Annotated in this window: 16 protein-coding genes and 1 pseudogene; 3 read left to right on the top strand and 14 right to left on the bottom strand. The window is 64.1% G+C overall.

Translation table 11 applies throughout. The annotated features are described in order from the left end of the window. Positions 1-3: 3 nt before the first annotated feature. A complete protein-coding gene (gene bla / locus JQ597_RS30165) occupies positions 4-900 on the bottom strand; it encodes a class A beta-lactamase (protein ID WP_212269113.1) in 897 nt (298 codons plus the stop codon). Positions 901-1,002: 102 nt separating this feature from the next. On the opposite strand from bla, the gene JQ597_RS30160 reads away from it, so the two are divergent. Beyond that, on the top strand, positions 1,003-1,920 hold the full coding sequence (locus JQ597_RS30160; protein WP_212269112.1) for a LysR substrate-binding domain-containing protein: 918 nt from the start codon (positions 1,003-1,005) through the stop codon (positions 1,918-1,920). 65 nt (positions 1,921-1,985) lie between these two features. Here the strand turns inward: JQ597_RS30160 and JQ597_RS30155 are convergent, their stop codons facing one another. The 13 genes from JQ597_RS30155 to JQ597_RS30095 all read right to left on the bottom strand — a co-directional run bounded on the left by JQ597_RS30155 (position 1,986) and on the right by JQ597_RS30095 (position 13,433). Continuing rightward, positions 1,986-3,299 (bottom strand): c-type cytochrome, encoded by a 1,314-nt coding sequence (locus JQ597_RS30155; protein WP_212269111.1) that lies wholly within the window; start codon positions 3,297-3,299, stop codon positions 1,986-1,988. Positions 3,300-3,352: 53 nt separating this feature from the next. Continuing rightward, positions 3,353-3,748 (bottom strand): gamma-butyrobetaine hydroxylase family protein, encoded by a 396-nt coding sequence (locus JQ597_RS30150; RefSeq protein ID WP_249133557.1) that lies wholly within the window; start codon positions 3,746-3,748, stop codon positions 3,353-3,355. A gap of 15 nt (positions 3,749-3,763) precedes the next feature. Then, positions 3,764-3,919, bottom strand: a complete 156-nt coding sequence (locus JQ597_RS30145; RefSeq protein ID WP_212269109.1) for a hypothetical protein — start codon at positions 3,917-3,919, stop codon at positions 3,764-3,766. 34 nt (positions 3,920-3,953) lie between these two features. Next, complete coding sequence (locus JQ597_RS30140; protein ID WP_212269108.1) at positions 3,954-4,964, bottom strand: formate dehydrogenase subunit gamma; 1,011 nt, start codon at positions 4,962-4,964, stop codon at positions 3,954-3,956. A gap of 65 nt (positions 4,965-5,029) precedes the next feature. Then, the gene (gene fdh3B / locus JQ597_RS30135; protein WP_100418683.1) at positions 5,030-5,626 is read right to left on the bottom strand and encodes a formate dehydrogenase FDH3 subunit beta; all 597 of its coding nucleotides are present in this window, start codon (positions 5,624-5,626) and stop codon (positions 5,030-5,032) included. A gap of 14 nt (positions 5,627-5,640) precedes the next feature. Next, positions 5,641-8,607, bottom strand: a complete 2,967-nt coding sequence (locus JQ597_RS30130) for a formate dehydrogenase subunit alpha (protein ID WP_212269107.1) — start codon at positions 8,605-8,607, stop codon at positions 5,641-5,643. Positions 8,608-8,620: 13 nt separating this feature from the next. Beyond that, positions 8,621-8,845, bottom strand: coding sequence for a hypothetical protein (locus JQ597_RS30125; RefSeq protein ID WP_212269106.1), 225 nt, complete (start codon positions 8,843-8,845; stop codon positions 8,621-8,623). 41 nt (positions 8,846-8,886) lie between these two features. Beyond that, the gene (locus JQ597_RS30120) at positions 8,887-9,699 is read right to left on the bottom strand and encodes a Cro/CI family transcriptional regulator (protein WP_212269105.1); all 813 of its coding nucleotides are present in this window, start codon (positions 9,697-9,699) and stop codon (positions 8,887-8,889) included. A 146-nt stretch (positions 9,700-9,845) separates the two neighbouring features. Continuing rightward, positions 9,846-10,535 (bottom strand): DUF3306 domain-containing protein, encoded by a 690-nt coding sequence (locus JQ597_RS30115; RefSeq protein ID WP_212269104.1) that lies wholly within the window; start codon positions 10,533-10,535, stop codon positions 9,846-9,848. After that, positions 10,532-11,050 carry a DUF3305 domain-containing protein gene (locus JQ597_RS30110; protein ID WP_502754697.1) on the bottom strand — a complete coding sequence of 173 codons (519 nt, stop codon included), beginning with the start codon at positions 11,048-11,050 and terminating at the stop codon, positions 10,532-10,534. Before JQ597_RS30110 ends, JQ597_RS30115 begins: the two co-directional genes overlap by 4 nt. A gap of 25 nt (positions 11,051-11,075) precedes the next feature. Next, on the bottom strand, positions 11,076-12,098 hold the full coding sequence (locus JQ597_RS30105) for a DUF6352 family protein (protein WP_212269103.1): 1,023 nt from the start codon (positions 12,096-12,098) through the stop codon (positions 11,076-11,078). Next, positions 12,095-12,670 (bottom strand): DUF6505 family protein, encoded by a 576-nt coding sequence (locus JQ597_RS30100; protein ID WP_212269102.1) that lies wholly within the window; start codon positions 12,668-12,670, stop codon positions 12,095-12,097. Before JQ597_RS30100 ends, JQ597_RS30105 begins: the two co-directional genes overlap by 4 nt. A 7-nt stretch (positions 12,671-12,677) precedes the next feature. Then, a complete protein-coding gene (locus tag JQ597_RS30095) occupies positions 12,678-13,433 on the bottom strand; it encodes a biotin/lipoate--protein ligase family protein (RefSeq protein WP_212269101.1) in 756 nt (251 codons plus the stop codon). 136 nt (positions 13,434-13,569) lie between these two features. Between JQ597_RS30095 and JQ597_RS30090 the strand changes: the two genes are divergently transcribed. Both JQ597_RS30090 and JQ597_RS30085 read left to right on the top strand, forming a co-directional pair. After that, positions 13,570-15,603 carry a 4Fe-4S binding protein gene (locus JQ597_RS30090; protein WP_249148323.1) on the top strand — a complete coding sequence of 678 codons (2,034 nt, stop codon included), beginning with the start codon at positions 13,570-13,572 and terminating at the stop codon, positions 15,601-15,603. Further along, positions 15,566-16,465, top strand: a pseudogene (locus JQ597_RS30085) (Mrp/NBP35 family ATP-binding protein); the annotation flags it as partial. The gene JQ597_RS30090 and the pseudogene JQ597_RS30085, both read left to right, overlap by 38 nt. Positions 16,466-16,516 lie beyond the last annotated feature (51 nt).

Genomic DNA, 16,516 nt, shown 5'->3' with positions numbered 1-16,516 from the left:
CACCTAGCCCAGTCTCATCGCCGCGACGGCGCGCGCGATCGAGGCGATGGTGGCGTTTTGTTGCGCGCTGGGAATGCTGGCGCCCGTCAGATAGGCCGCGACGATGACAGGGGCGCCGTCGGGAGGCCACACCACGGCAACGTCATTGTTCGTGCCATGGTCACCGGCGCCGGTCTTGTCACCGACACGCCAGCCTTTCGCAAACCCTGCGCGCAATCGTGTGTCGCCCGTCTTGTTGGCAACTAACCATGCCGTCAATTGCTCGCGCGATGCCGCCGACAGCGCCCCAGTCCCAAGGACGAGTGCCTGGAAATTCGAAGCCATCGCATTCGGTGTCGTGGTATCGCGGAGATCGTCGGGCAGTGCCTGGTTGAGCGACGGTTCATCCCGGTCCAGCCGCGTGACCTGATCGCCGAGCCCTCGCGCGAAGGCCGTCAGCCCCGGAGGTCCGCCGATACTGGCGAGCAGCAGGTTGCCCGCAGTGTTGTCGCTCCGTGTCATCGCCGCGTCGCAAATTTCAGCGAGCGTCATGCCATCGCCCCCGGCGTGCTTTTCAGTTACCGGCGAATTCACCACGATTGCTGATGCGTCGAAAGTTATGCGCCGCGTCAATTGCTCCTTCCTGGCATCCACCCGCGCCAGCACCGCCGCTGTCGCCAGCGCCTTAAAGGTGCTGCACATCGGGAAACGCTCGTCGCCCCGGTGGACATGACGCGCGCCGGTTGCCGTCTCCAGCACACAAACGCCGAGCCGGCCACCGCTCTCGCTCTCCAGACGCTTGATCTCGGCGATCAGTCGTTGATCCGTGGCCGCAGCGCGAGCCGTTTTTGGCAGGCCGCTCAGATCAGCGGCTATCAGTGCTGCGCCGAAACCAAGGTGAAATTGTCTCCTGCTGATCATTTCGAATCCCTCCGGGTTGCGGGCAGGAACGTGCCCAGAAGGCCCTGTCTTGACAAACGATCAGTTTTGAATGCAGGCATTAGAAAAACTAGGGTCGAACGAATGCGCCGCAGGACGAAGCTTTCCCACCTTCCGCTGAATGCATTACGGGCCTTTGAGGCGACGGCGCGCAACCTGAGTTTCACCCGTGCCGGCCTTGAACTCCGCGTTACGCAGGCCGCCGTCAGTCAGCAAGTGAAAGCACTGGAGGACAGGCTTGGCGCGCAGCTGTTTCGCCGGCTACCGCGCGGCGTCGCGCTGACCGACGAAGGACAAGCACTGCTGCCCCGCATCGTCGAAGCTTTCGGGCGGCTCAACGAAGCGGTCAATCGTTTTGAAGACGGTCGCTACCAGGACGTCATCACGATCGGCGTAGTCGGCACCTTCGCGTCGGGATGGCTGCTGCCGCGGCTCGACACTTTCAAGAAGGCGTATCCGCGGATCGACTTGCGTCTGTTCGCCAATAATAATCGCGTCGACATAGCGGGCGAAGGCCTCGATTACGCCATCAGGTTTGGCGACGGCCTCTGGCACGGTACGAACGCGACCCACCTGATGGGGGCGTCGTTTACTCCGCTCTGCGCCCCGGCACTGGCCCGCAGGCTGAGCCGGCCGGCCGATCTCAAACGCGAGGTGCTGCTGCGTTCCTATCGACAGGACGAATGGTCGCGCTGGTTTGCCGCGGCGGGACTGCTTAGTCCCGTCATCAAGGGAATGGTGTTCGACTCATCGATCACGATCGCAAGCGTTGCAGCGCGCGGTACCGGCGTTGCGTTGTTGCCGGCGGAGATGTTTCGGGACGAGGTCCGTCAACGGCGACTAGTACGTCCGTTCAAGACCGAAGTGACGCTTGGCGACTACTGGATTACGTCGCTGCATTCGCGGCAACCATCATCTGCGATGCTCTCGTTCAAGAACTGGTTGCTTGAAACGATCGCAGCGAAAGCAGAAGCTCCGGCTCGGAATACACGTAGCCGATAGTCGTGCGAACGCCGCCACTTGGCCCTGCAGCCGCGGTCGGCGGGCAAGGCGCGATAGAGTGCTCTCTAGCGCTTCGTGGCGCGCTCCAGGAACTGTACCAGGGCGGCACGGTCCTGTTCGGAGCCGATGCGCTGCTCGGGCATCTTGGTGCCCGGCGTGTAGGCCGCGGGCCCGATCTCGAACAATTTCGAAACCGTTTCCGGCGTCCAGACGATATCGAGCCGCTTGAGCGCGTCGGAAAAATCATATCCCGGCAAGGTCGCGATGCGCCGGCCGAATAGGCCGGCCAGCGTCGGCCCTGCCCGGTTGGCCTGATCGGCGCCGAGCGTGTGGCAGGCGACGCAGGCACGAAAAATATCCGCGCCGCGGTCGCCGGCATACGCGGCCAGCGGGTCTGCCGTGTGTTCAAACAGCAAGGGATCGACGGGATCTCCGGTCACCGCGTTCCAGCGGCGGATGGTGCTGTCAGCACCGCCGGTGAGCAGCGTGCGACTATCCGGCAGAAACGCCACCGACCAGACCGGCAGCCCGGGACCTACCAATGTGCGCGCGAGATTGCGCGTCTTGCGATCGATCACCGCGACCGCGCCACCAATGCCAGCGGCTGCGACCCATGCGCCGTCGGGCGAGATCGCCATCGAGATCACGGGCCTCGGGCCGGTTTCAACGTCACCGGCGCGCGCACCGTCGCTGCCCAGAAAATACAGTCTGCCGTCGGCGCCTCCGGCCGCGATTTCGCCATCACGGCCAATCGCGACGGCGTTGAGCGGGGTCGGCATCGCAATGACTGACGGCGGCGACGTGCCCGCCAGCGGCCAGATGCGAACGCTCTGATCATAGCTGACGCTGACCAGCGTGCGGCCGTCGGGCGAAAAAGCGACGCCATTGACGTTCTGGGTATGCCCTTCCAGCACGCGCGGCGCGCCGCCCGCGAGCGGCCACAGGCGCACGGTTTGATCCCACGACACCGAGGCCAATGTTGCGCCATCGGGCGAAACCACAAGGGCTGCGATCGGCGCGGTATGGCCTTCCAGCACCACGTCGGGCCGGGTGTTGCCGGCGGTCCAGATCGCAATGCGGCCATCGGCGCCCGCGGTCGCGGCCCGTCCATCCCGAAGCAGTGCCACCGCGTTGACGGCGTCGGCGTGGAAACGAAGCACCTGCTCGGCCGCATTTGATGTCAGCGACCAGCGGATCGCGGTTGAATCGAAGCTGCCTGAAATAACGCTCGCACCGTCAGGTGAAATCGCCAAGGCCCGCACCGGCCCGCCATGGCCGCGCAACTGCGCGTGGGCGGCGCTGGTTCCAAGCGCCGTCAGGACCAGCAAAGCGATCCAGGTCAGCGCTACGAGGCGGCGGATGGTATGAGCACGGAGCATTCGCGGCGATCGTTTCGTCGGTTCGTGTCGCCGTCAAGGCAGAGGAAGAAGGATCAGCGCATGCCCGGTTTGTCGCGATCGAGGGCCTTGGCCTGGAGCTCGTCGAGATAATCCTGAAAACGCCGCTCGGCGTTGCTGCCGAGATCGTGCAGGAACGCCCAGGAATAGATGCCGGTATTGTGCATGTCGTCGAAGCCGAGCCGCACGGCGTAATTGCCGACGGGATCGACGGAGAGAATGGTCACGTTGCGCTTGCCGCCGACCGTCTTGCGCTGCGCTTCGGAATGCCCCTGCACCTCGGCGGACGGGCTGGTCACCCGGAGCAGTTCGGCCGACAGGTTGAAATCCGCACCGTCGTCAAAGGTGACGTGAAGGGCGCGGCGGTCCTTCACCAGCCGGATTTCCACCGGCCACGCCGCAACTGCCTTAACTTGCTTGGGCGCGTTCAACATCCGATCCAGAAATCAGTTCGGCCCGATCAGATTCTTGCCGGGATCGCCGACCCTCGCCCCGGTGGTGGTGTAGGCAACCGAACTCGACTGCTGAATGGTGTCGAGCACGGACGACACACAGAACGCGGCGATCGCCGCAAACGCCAAAGCCGCCAGAAAGCTCTTCATCGTATTTCCCTCGAACTGTTCTGTACTCGCATCGTCATTCGGCCGCCACGGCGTGCGTGCCATCTTTCGACGGCGCGCGGCCCTTGGCCTGCTCCTCCGCGACCCAGAGCGCGTGATGCTCCTTGGCCCAGTTGAGGTCGACCTCGCCGGTGCCCATCGCATCGAACGCGCCCTCCATCCCGACCGAACCGATATAGATGTGGGCCAGCATGACCGCGATGAAGAGCATCGCGATCACGGCATGGATCACGGTCCAGAACTGCAACGCCGTGACGTTGGCCGGAAGATACGGGAACAGCATGAACCAGCCCGACACCGACATCAGCACGCCGCCGATGATGACGATCCAGAAAATGCCTTTCTGACCGGCGTTGAATCGTTTGGCCGGCGGATGTTTGCCGTTGGGCAGGATGCCGCCACCCTGCTTAATCCATTGCCAGTCGAGCTTCCCTGGGATGTTATCCTTGATCCAGATCAGGAACATGATCGCGAGGCCAAGCATGAACGGAAACGCCAGGTAATCGTGCGCGATCTTGGCCCAGCCCGACATGGTCGCAAATGCCTGGGCGCCGAACAGCGGCATGATCAGGACCCGCCCGAAGCTGATGTTGAGGCCCGACAGCGCCAGCACGACGAAACAGCTCGCCGTCAGCCAATGGGTGAAGCGCTCGAAGCTCGCAAAACGCAGAATCTTGGTGCCGGAAAAACCGTGATCGACGCGAATCCTGCCGCGCACCATCAGGAAGATCGCCAGCAGCACGATCATTCCAAGGATGGCGACGCCGCCGATGATCGGCAGCTTGCTGCGTTGAAAATCGCGCCAGTCGCGGCCCGCGGGCTGGATCAGGCTGGAGGCCATGGTATCCGGGATCGATATCCGCCCGGTGATCTTGTCGCCCTCCTTCAGCGCGTTCAGGAGTTTGTCTTCCTGAACCGCTTCGGCGGTCGGCTTGAACGTCAGCTGCGCTGAGGCGGGATGTGCGAACACAAACAGCAGCGCGATGGCGGCGCATAGCGCCCGGAGGTGTGAAAGAGAGCTTGGCATAGGCCCGTGACCTTCCCGTTTCTCGTGACATGTGCGCCGCCGCGCGCCGCGCGACGGCCAAGGCATCAGCCGGTCGGTGAATCCGCGTAAGCCGTTTTCCAGCCCCACATGCCCGAACCGTAACCGCGCTTCATCACGCGCTCCTTGTAGATTTCGGCGATGATGGCGCCGTCGCCGGCGAGCAGCGACTTGGTCGAGCACATCTCTGCGCAAATCGGCAGCTTGCCCTCGGCCAGACGATTGGCGCCGTATTTGGCGTATTCGGCCGGGGTGGAGTCCGCTTCCGGGCCGCCCGCGCAATAGGTGCACTTGTCCATCTTGCCGCGTGAGCCGAAATTGCCGACCTTCGGGTATTGCGGCGCGCCGAACGGGCACGCGTAGAAGCAATAGCCGCAGCCGATGCACAGGTCCTTGGAGTGGAGCACCACGCCGTCGGCGGTGGTGTAGAAGCACGACACCGGACAAACCGCGGCGCATGGCGCATCGGTGCAATGCATGCAGGCCATCGACACCGAGCGTTCGCCGGGCTTGCCGTCATTGATGGTGACGACGCGGCGGCGATTGATGCCCCACGGCACTTCATGTTCGTTCTTGCAGGCCGTCACGCAGGCGTTGCACTCAATGCAACGGTCGGCATCACAGAGAAATTTGACGCGAGCCATGATCTATTCTCCCCTCACGCCGATTGAATCTGGCACAGGGTCACCTTGCCCTCGTGCATGCCGGTGACCGGATCGTAGCCGTAGCTCGTGATCGAGTTCACGCTTTCGCCGAGCACGATCGGATCGCTGCCCTTTGGATATTTGCTGCGCTGGTCGACGCCCTGGAACCAGCCGGAGAAGTGGAACGGCATGAATGCGACGCCCTTGCCGACGCGGTCGGTGACGAGCGCCTTGACGCGCGCCTTCGAGCTGTTTTCCGGGCCGTAGACCCAGACCCAGCCGCCATCCTTGATGCCGCGTTCGGCTGCATCTGATGTGTTGACCTCGACGAACATGTCCTGCTGCAATTCGGCAAGCCATTTGTTCGACCGGGTTTCCTCGCCGCCGCCTTCATATTCGACGAGACGACCCGACGTGAGGATGATCGGGAATTGCTTGGCAAGCCCCTTGTCTACCGCCGCCTTTTGAACCGAGAAGCCGAGATTGGCCATCCGGAACTGGCGGCCGTCCGGACGCGTCGGGTATTTGGCGACGAGTTCGGGGCGAGAGGTGTAGATCGGCTCGCGATGAACCGGCACCGGATCCGGCAGGTTCCACGCCACCGCGCGCGCCTTGCCGTTGCCATAGGCCATCACGCCGTGTTCGAGCGTAACGCGGATGATGCCGCCCGACAGGTCGACGGCCCAGCCGACGCCGTCGGGATTGTTGCCGCCGATCTTGTTGATCGTCGCCAGTTCGGCCGCGGTGAGGTCCTTGTCCCAGCCGAGCTTCTTCAGCACGCCGTAGGTAAACTCCGGATAGCCATCGGTGAGTTCCGAACCCTTGCTGTAGGAACCTTCCGACAGCAGGTTGACGTTCTTCACCGAACCGTCCGGCTGCTTCTCTTCATAGACGACGCCGAACCGCGCCCGGAACGTGCCGCCGCCGTCCTTGACGTGCAGGTTGGTGTTGTAGAGCGTATGCGTTCCCGGATGCTTGATCTCCGGCGTGCCCCAGCACGGCCACGGCAGGCCGTAATAGTCGCCGCCGATTTCGGGCTCGTCGGCCTTGGCGCGCAGGGTCACCAGGTCGAACTTGCCCTGGTTCTTCATATGCGCCTTCAGCCGCTCCGGCGACTGGCCGGAATAGCCGGTCGAGAATCCCCCGCGGTTGATTTCGCGCAGCAGCTCTTCCGGCGACGGACGGTTGTTCTCCACCTTGAGGTTCTTGAACATCGGATCCGCGAAGCCGAGCTTCTTGGAAAGCAGGTAGATGATCTCGTAATCGTCCTTGGATTCGAAGATCGGCTTGACGACCTGCTCGCCCCACTGCAGCGAGCGGTTGGAGGCGGTGCGCGAGCCCGAGGTTTCGAACTGGGTGCAGGCCGGCAACAGATAGGTGCCGTTCTTGCGCTCCGAGATCGCCGCGAACGTGGTCGGATGCGGATCGGCAACCACAAGCAGTTCGAGCTTCTCCAGGCCCTTCACCATCTCGGTCATGCGCGGGATGGTATTGCCGCCATGCCCCATGATGACCACGCCCTTGATGGTGTCGCGTTGATCGACATCATCAGGATTGGCCAGCGTCGCATCGAACCAGCGGGTCCACGGGATGCCCGGCAATTCCATGTTCTGCTTGCGGGTGCGGGCCGGACGGCCCGCCTTGGCCGGCACTTCGTCGAAGCGCGCCTGCAGATAATCGTATTCGACCTCCCAGACCCGCGCCCAGTGCTTCCAGGCGCCTTCGACAAGGCCGTAATAGAGCGGCAGCGTCACGATATCGAGGCCGATATCGGTGGCGCCCTGCACGTTGCAATGGCCGCGGAAAATGTTGGCGCCGCCGCCGAAAGTGCCGACATTGCCGGTCGCCAGCAGCAAGGTGCAATAGGCGCGGACGTTGGCGGTGCCGACGGTGTGCTGGGTGCCGCCCATGCACCAGACAAAGGCCGACGGCTTCTGCTTGGCGAAGGTCTCGGCGACCTTCTTCAACTGCTCGCCGGGAATCCCCGACACGCGCTCGACCTCTTCCGGCGTCCACTTCGCGACTTCGGCGCGGATCTGGTCCATGCCGTAAACGCGCTGCTTGATGTATTCCTTGTCTTCCCAGCCATTGTTAAAGATGTGGTGCAGCATGCCCCAGATCACCGCGATGTCGGTGCCGCTGCGGAAGCGCACATATTCGGTGGCGTGGGCCGCGGTGCGGGTGAAGCGCGGATCGAGCACGAATACGTTGGCGCGGTTGATCTCCTTGCCGGTCAGGATGTGCTGCAGCGACACCGGATGCGCTTCGGCGGCATTCGAACCCATGAAGATAACGGTCTTCGAGTTGCGCATGTCGTTGTAGGAATTGGTCATCGCGCCGTAGCCCCAGGTATTGGCGACGCCGGCGACGGTGGTCGAATGACAGATGCGGGCCTGATGGTCGATGGAGTTGGTGCCCCAGAACGCCGCGAATTTGCGGAACAGATAGCCGCCTTCGTTGGAGAATTTCGCCGAGCCGAGCAGATAGACGGAATCGGCGCCGGACTTGGCGCGGATCTCCAGCATCTTGTCGCCGATCTCGTTGATGGCGACGTCCCACGATATTTTCTGCCACTCGCCGTTGACGAGCTTCATCGGGTATTTCAGGCGGCGATCGCCGTGCACGAGTTCGCGCACTGACGCACCCTTGGCGCAATGCGAGCCGCGATTGATCGGGCTGTCCCAAGCCGGCTCCTGGCCGACCCAGACGCCGTTTTGCACTTCGGCGATCACCGTGCAGCCGACCGAACAATGCGTGCAGATGTTCTTTTTGATTTCGGTCGGCGCCCCGACGATTTTCGGACCGGCCTCCGCCTTGCGCACCGAGCCGAGCGGCATCAAGCCGAGGGCGGCGCCGGCGCCTGCAGCCAGACCGGACCGGCGGAGGAACGTGCGGCGGTCGAGAACTCCCGAAGCCAGGCCGGCGGCGACACCTTGCAAACGCGCCTTGCCTGCGGATCCGTCTTTTCGCTTCATCAACATGTGCGTGTTCCCATCAATAGCGGTTGACGCGGTAGAAATTCTTGACGTGATCGGTTTCCTTGTAGCGGGCCTTGACGCGCTCGGCCTGCGACTCGTCCGCGACCGCCTCGCCGCCCGCCAGCGGCACCACGGCGGCTGCAGCGACTGCCGATCCGCCCATCATGAACAAACGGCGGCGATCGAGCCCCTTGGCATCGAGCGGCTTGTCGGCCGGCGCCTTGTTGGATGGTTTGCTCATCGCGGTCTCCTCCACTTCAAACTTTCGATTACCTTTGCGCGTCACGCGGACAGCGTGAAGGCCTCGGCTTCCAGTTCCATAAACACGCGGCCGACGCGGCCGACGGCACGGTAGAATTTGGCGGTCCCGGACATCTCCAGATCAGCGAACATCCGCGCCGCCCACGGCTTGAGATGCCGGTCGAAGAAGCGCGCCTGTTCGGCGAATGGAGCCTCGAAGTCGCCGCGCGCCAGACCCGCCATCACCTCAAGCAGAATCGCGATGTGGTCTTCCGGCTCGCGCGAGGGGCCGGCACGCTCGATGCCGAGCAGGTCCAGATCCTCGCGGACGCGCGCCAGCGGGCGCTCGTGCAGGAAGCCGGTCAGGTAATAGGAGGCATAGGGCAGCAGCTCGCCGCGCCCGAGCCCGATGAACAGGTCGAAGAATTCCTTGCTGGCGGCGCGGTCGTCCACAGCTGACGCAGCCACGGCGAGCTCGACATGCGCCATGCCGAGATCGGAGGCGTCGCCCTTCAATTGCGCGACGCGCGCCAGCGTGCCCGCGTCCGGCGCCTTGCCGAGCAGCAGCGACAGCAAGCCGTATTCCGCGGCGCGCAGCTGATCGATCTCGTCGATTTCCGGTTTCGCTGACACGTTGGACGACACCTGGGATGGCACCTGAGCCTCGGTTGATCCGTAGAGATCGGGGCGAAGCACGGAACGCTCCACACGCGTCAAGGCCTCGACCGCGAGAACCCGCTCGGCGGGAATCCGCGACCACGATGAAACCGAAGGCTGCGCAATGCCGATCGCTCGCGCTAACGACGCGACGCCACCCGCTGCCCTGATTGCCTGTTCCAGTCCGGCGTCACGCATGGTGAACCCGACTTCTCCCCAGCCTCGCGCCCAGTGTCCCGTATCCTGTGTCCGATGCCTCTTAATCGGGCATACAAATTAGAACTGGAATTATTCCAGTCCTAAATTTGTATCATAGGCTTTGCCTATGTCTCGAAAACTTTTGTCTAAACAAGAGGTTTTGCCGAGCCATGGCGTCGCACCGGCTGCTGCGGTGCAGCAGAATCGGAGGTCACGGAGACCGGTTGCCGCTCCGTTTCGAGCCCGACTGGCTCGTCGGCGCTCGAATGATTCGGCTCCGCGGGCTCTGGCTGACTGCTCAATCTCAGCGGTTGATCCGGCAGATCAGGCTTTGGCTGGTCGGAAGATTCAGCGTCGTTCGCGATTTCTGTCGGGGCCTCGGCGGCAACCGGCGGCTCGGCGGGCGCTTCGCCGGTGCCCATGATCTGGGTGACCATCCGGGCGATATCGATGCCCGCGCCGAGTTCGCTGTTGCCCGGCACGCCGCCCGGCGTGTTCCAGTCATAGGCGTATTCGAGCGCGGGATTGACGTAGTTGCGGATCGCGGGATCCAGCGCCCAGGATTTTCTCAAAGCCGCATTGCGCAGATGTTCGGGAACGCCCTTGCGCAGAAAGCCGGTGATGTCAGTCTCCGACGTCAATTCTTCGAGCGATGGCAGGCTGGAGAGATCGAACTCAGGCGCAGCCTCCTTCACAGCCTCGGCCTCAGTCGCCGGAGCAGCAGCGATTTCGGCGTCGGCAACCGGCGCTTCGCGCTCGGGCTGCTTGGCCTCCTGCTTGCGCTGCGACCATCGCGCCAAAAAGCCCTTGTCGTCGCCCTGGTCCTGGTCACTCATCCGCGCCCTGTCCCTTCATCCGGGCCGCGATCCCTTGGGCCAGGCTGGCGCTCGCCGCCGGCACGATCGCGCTTGCGTTTGTGGAACACCCGCTCGACATGAAACTCGTCGACAAAGGCGGCGATCCAGGCCTCGATCTCCGGAGACATCGGAACGGTGCCGATGACGTCGCAACCGCTTTCGAAGATCGCCTCCCCTTCGGTCGGATCGGCCGTCACCTTGGTCAGTTCGAGTTCGGATCCGCCGGCCTGTCGCCGCAGCGCGACCCAGATGCGCGGTTCGCCGTCGGCGAGATTGTCGCGGTAATTGGCGGTGTCGGAACTGAACAGGTCGATGCTGGCGGCGCCTGCGTAATACAGCGTCGCACCCGGTTCAGTGGACAGCACGGTCCATGGCGCGGTTGCCGGCACCTCGTCGAGCACCATCGCCGGCGACCACATATGATCGATCCATGGATTATCGACGGCGCGGCGCCGCACCACCACACCCACTTCGCGGGATGCGGTCATCGCCATGCGAGATCCTCCGTGCGCCGGCCGATCATGCCACGTTCGCCTGTTGCGCGAGCGGCAGCCCGGCGACCAGATTTTGCGGCTTCAGGCGCACGACCTTGTCCGCGCCCATCGCCAGGATGAGGTACACCGGTTTGCTGCCGACGCGTTCGTCCACCAGCTGCGTATCCGCGATGGTCAGGCGCATCAGCGCGACGATGCGCTCGGCGGCGTTGGCGTCCACCGACGTGCCGTTCCACAGCGCATTGCCGATTTTAGTGCCCTCGCTGTCGAGACCGACAAACCAGCGCCAGTCGCGGTCTTCGATCGAAGGAACCGTCTCGACGCTGACGGCAACGCCGAGCAGGTGGGCGATCCATCGTTCGATCACCCGGCAAAGCCCGGCACGCGCCTTCGGATTGCCGCCGATGTTCATGACCATCGCATGCGCATCCGAACGTGACCAATAGGTCCAGGCGTTCTCGTCGTCCATCACATCCATCTCGCCGAACGCCTTCGGCGGCGCCAGCATCGCCGTGAGCGGCGACGCATGCAGGTCATGTTCGGCCTGTTGCTGCGCCTCGACGATTTCGGCGTCCGCAAGCAACAGCGTGCCCTCATGAAACGCCGCCTGCTGGCTGCGATAGAACAGTTCCGCCGCACGCAGCATGTAGGGATCGTCGCAGCCTTCGAGCGCGTTGCGCAGGATCAGATGGCAGAGCTGCGAGACAAAGATCGGCGGCAGGTCGCCGGCGCCATTGCGGGCGATATTCACATAAACAGCCTCAAGCGACGGAGCCGCGACCAGCCGATCGCGAAAATTCATCATGAAGGTCCAGTTCTCGCGCGCATCGGGATCGGCGAGCGCGGCGATATCGGCTTTCGAAACCGAACGGAGCGGATCGACCAACAGGCCCGCGTGCAGGTTCCGCTCGGCCTCGCAGGCGTCCTCCGGCGGCATCAATTCGGGCCGCGCCAGATAGGCCATGATCAGTTCGGGCGTCGCGATCAACCCGCCGTGATCGGCGCGCCGGGTCAGATGATGGCCGGACGCTACCCAGAATTCTCTCATTTGCGATTTCCGGTTTTCTGTTCAGTTCCCATCAATCCCAACAGATCGACCTCCTCGGCAGGTTCATCGTCGCCTTCGATCTCATGAAAGGTAAAGGCGCTGGCATGCGCGTGCAACCGGTCGGCATCACCTGCGGCTTCGCGCGGCTTGAGGGTGCGAAAGCGCTCGCGGATTTCACCGTCCTCGATGCTGCGTTGCACGGCGAGCAAGGTCTGCGCCGGGTGATCGCACAGCGAGGCCGCAAACGCGACCTCTTCTTCGGCGGCGCCGCGCGCGGCTTTCAGATCCGGCGCGCCGAATTTTTCCAGCAATTGCGCCGCCAGCCGATCGACCGCGGCTTGCCGCTCCGCGTGCGTCGCCTCGGTCACGATCGCAAGCGTCGACCAGCCCAGGCTTTCGACCCCGAGAAATCCGGACCGCAGCGCCACGCGCTGCTTCTGCGCCAGCGTCGCCGAATCCTGGTTCCAGAACACGAACGCGCCGGAAACCGCCCATTCTCCGGGTTCCGCGGCACGCTCGAATACGAACGTATCCGATGGGTCGAGCCTGATGGTTCGCGGCAGCTTCAGCATGTCAGCCTCATCCGAACTTCGGACCGCGCGATTGCGGATCATACCAGTCCGCTTTCGCCAGCGCATCCACGAGGCTGGATCGATCGGGGGGCCCGCTGCCGGCCGGCAGCTTGACCAGCAGATCGCCGTTGACGTCGATGGCCCTGATCTCGCCGGCCTCGCGCCTCGGAAGCCGTTCCAGATAATCCCGGGCGATGGCCTCAAAACCGCGCTCGTTCCAGCGATCGAACGCGGTCATCAGATGACGGGCGAAGCTGCCGATGATCGCGTCGGTATCGACCATCTCAAAGCCTGCGCCCAGCATCGAAACGCCGGACGCGGCCTGCACCTCGTCGAGATGCACCATGTCGGCGGCGCGCAGGATCACAGCGAATACCAGCCAGTTCGGCACGTCGGTCTCCGCGCAATCGGCGGGCCAGCCGAGCCGCGCGCCGCCCAGCAATCCCGCGTCGAACCGGATCGTATCGGGCCAGTCGAAACTGACATCCCGCTCGGGCGGACAATGGGCGGCAATCGCGTCCGCCAGCGCGTTCATGCCGGCGAACAACGCCCGGCGCGCCGAGGTCAAGGGTTCGTCGGGTTCGAGCACCACGGCGAATTCGACCAGGTCGTAGCGCCGCACCCAGATCAGCGTTCCGGCACCCGCTTCGGCCGCGATTTCGCATCCATGGGCAAACGCGTCGCCGAGTTCGCGTAACGCGACCAAAGTATAACCGGGGGGCAGATCGGGTGCCTGATCCACTTCCCCGCGACGCGACATCATCGAAAAGCTCATCCTGCGTTGCTTTGCTAAATTGCTTTGCAATCCGCCGGTGTATGCTATCCCCGTCGGGCTCGCAACGCGAGCGGAACCAGAAAAACGAACCGTGCGATGTGCGCGCCGGTTCAGGAAGTTAACGATGGCTACGGCGTCTCATCTTCTGATTTGCAGCTGCGAGAAGACCATGCCGCTCGACGTGCCGGCGATCAGCCGTGGCTGCGCCGGGAAGATCACGCAAGCCAACCAGCTCTGCGGCCTCGAACTCGACCGCTTCAAGCAAGCGCTTGCCGACGGCGCGCCGATCACGGTGGCCTGCACGCAGGAAGCGCCGCTGTTCCGCGAAGTCGCCGAAGATTTCCCGCAGGCCCAGCTCACCTTTGCCAACATCCGCGAAGCCGGCGGCTGGTCGAATGATGCGGCGGCGGCCGGCCCGAAAGCTGCGGCGCTGATCGCGGCCGCGCAGGAAGACATGCCGCCGATTTCGCTGGTGACGATGGAGAGCAGCGGCGTCGCGCTGATCTATGGAAGCGACGAACTCGCCATCGACGCCGCGCAGCGCCTCGCCGACCGTCTAGACATCACCGTGCTGCTCAGCAAGCCCGGCGACGTCATGCCGCGCCGGAGCAATGAGTTTCCGGTGCTCAAGGGCACCATCCGCAACGCGCGCGGTCATCTCGGCGCGTTTGAGCTTGCGGTCGACGACTATGCGCTGCCGCTGCCATCTTCGCGCGCCAAGCTCGTGTTCGGCCCCGCACGCAACGGCGCGACGTCGACCTGCGATTTGATCCTCGATCTTAGCGGCGCCCCGCCGCTGTTTCCCGCACACGAACTGCGTCCGGGATATCTGCGCGCCGATCCGCGCGACCGCGGCGCCGTCGAGCGCGCGATCGCGGATGCGGGCAATCTGGTCGGCACCTTCGACAAGCCGCGCTTCATACAGTTCGAGGAAGCGCTGTGCGCCCATTCGCGCTCCGGCATTACCGGATGCACGCGCTGCCTCGATCTCTGTCCGACCGGGGCGATCACGCCGAACGGAAAGGCCGTCGCGATCGACGCCAACGTATGCGCCGGCTGCGGCGCCTGCGCCTCGGTGTGTCCGACCGGTGCGGCTTCATATGCACTGCCCAGTGCAGACGCGCTCATGCGGCGATTGCGCACGCTGCTGCAGACCTATCGTAAAGCCGGCGGCAACAACGCGATCGTGCTGTTCCACGACGGCGAGCATGGCGACGCGCTGATCGACGCGTTGGCAAGGTTCGGCGCCGGACTGCCGGCCCATGTGCTGCCGCTGCGCGTCAATGAAGTGACGCAACTCGGACCGGAGAGTATCGCGGCGGTGTTCGCCTATGGCGGCAGTGGTGTCGCGATCCTGACGCGCGGCAAACCCAAGCACGATATTACCGGACTGCGCCGGACCGTCGGGACATCCGACACCGTGGTTGCCGCGCTCGGCTTCGGCGCAGGCTTGGTGCGTATCCTCGAGACCGACGATCCGGACCAGCTGCGCGCAATGCTCGATGCGGCGCCAGGCGGCGTCGCGACGCCAAAGCCGGCCGGCTTCGTGCCGCGCGGCGCCAAACGCAGCGTGCTCGAAACGACGTTTCGCGAACTTCACCTGGCGGCACCCGCGCCGGTGGATAGCGTCCCGCTGGCGCCGGGCGCGCCGTTCGGCGGCGTCAATCTCAAAGTCGAAGGCTGCACGCTCTGTCACGCCTGCGTCACCGCCTGCCCGACCGGCGCGCTATCGGACAATCCCGATCGTGCCATGCTGCGCTTCACCGAAAGCCTGTGCGTGCAGTGCGGGCTTTGCGAAGCGACCTGCCCCGAAAAAGTCATCACGCTAGAGCCGCGGCTGGATTTTGCGGCATGGAACGCGCCGCTGCGCGTTCTGAAGGAGGAAGAACCGTTCAACTGCATCGCCTGCGGCAAGCCGTTCGGGACCAAAAGTTCGATAGAACGCGTACTGGCAAAACTCGGCGAGAAGCACTGGATGTTCCAGGGCGCCAACGCCAAACGGATCGATGTCATCAAGATGTGCGCGGATTGCCGCGTCGAAGCCGTGGTCAATGAGGGTTTTGACCCGCACGGGGCGCCGCAGCGGCCGCCGGTGATGTCGACGGAAGATTATTTGCGCGCGCGCGATGGCAAGAAGGGCGATCCCGTTGGATCGTAAGGAGCCCGCCGTGTCCGCCACCCAGCCTGCCCCTGCAGCCCGCGCGACGTCGCGCGCGTCAGGCATTCCCGGCGTCAAGCACGTTATCGCCGTCGCGTCCGGCAAGGGCGGCGTCGGCAAATCCACCACCGCGTGCAATCTCGCGCTCGGCTTTGCCGCCCTAGGGCTGAAAGCCGGTATCCTCGACGCCGATATTTATGGCCCATCGCAGCCAAAACTGTTCGGGCTGCGCGGCAAGCCACGCCAGGTCGGCCCGCGCATGCTGGAGCCGCTGGAGCGGTTTGGCGTCAAGGTGATGTCGATCGGCTTTCTGGTCGAGGAAGACCTCGCGATGATCTGGCGCGGGGCGATGGTGATCTCGGCGATCACGCAATTGCTGCGCGAGGTGGCGTGGGGCGATCTCGATATTTTGGTCATCGACCTGCCGCCGGGCACCGGAGACGCGCAGCTCACGATGGCCCAGCAGGCGCCGCTGGCCGGAGCGGTGATCGTCTCCACGCCGCAGGACATCGCGCTGATCGACGCGCGGCGCGGCATCGCGATGTTCGAGAAGGTGAACATCCCGATCCTGGGTCTGATCGAAAACATGTCGGCGTTCTGCTGCCCGGCCTGCCAGAAGCTCACGCCGATCTTCGGCCATGGCGGCGCACGCCAGGAGGCCGAACGGCGCGGGATTCCGTATCTCGGCGAGATACCGCTCGATATCAAGATTCGCGAGACCTCAGACGATGGCCGCCCGGTGGTGGCGACCGAACCGGACGGCGTTCATGCGCGCCACTACATCGCGATCGCCCGCGATGTCTGGACGACGATCACCTCCGGCGCGGCAAGCCGGCCGCCACCTCGCATTATCATTGAGTGAACGAGTTCATTGCATCGCAGCGAAGCTGCGGGATCGCCACGCGATTGTGCC

Source organism: Bradyrhizobium sp. AUGA SZCCT0177 (assembly GCF_018130125.1).
Lineage (GTDB): Bacteria > Pseudomonadota > Alphaproteobacteria > Rhizobiales > Xanthobacteraceae > Bradyrhizobium.
The sequence above is the reverse complement of the archived record's forward strand: the minus strand, read 5'-3'. Positions and strand labels throughout refer to the sequence as shown.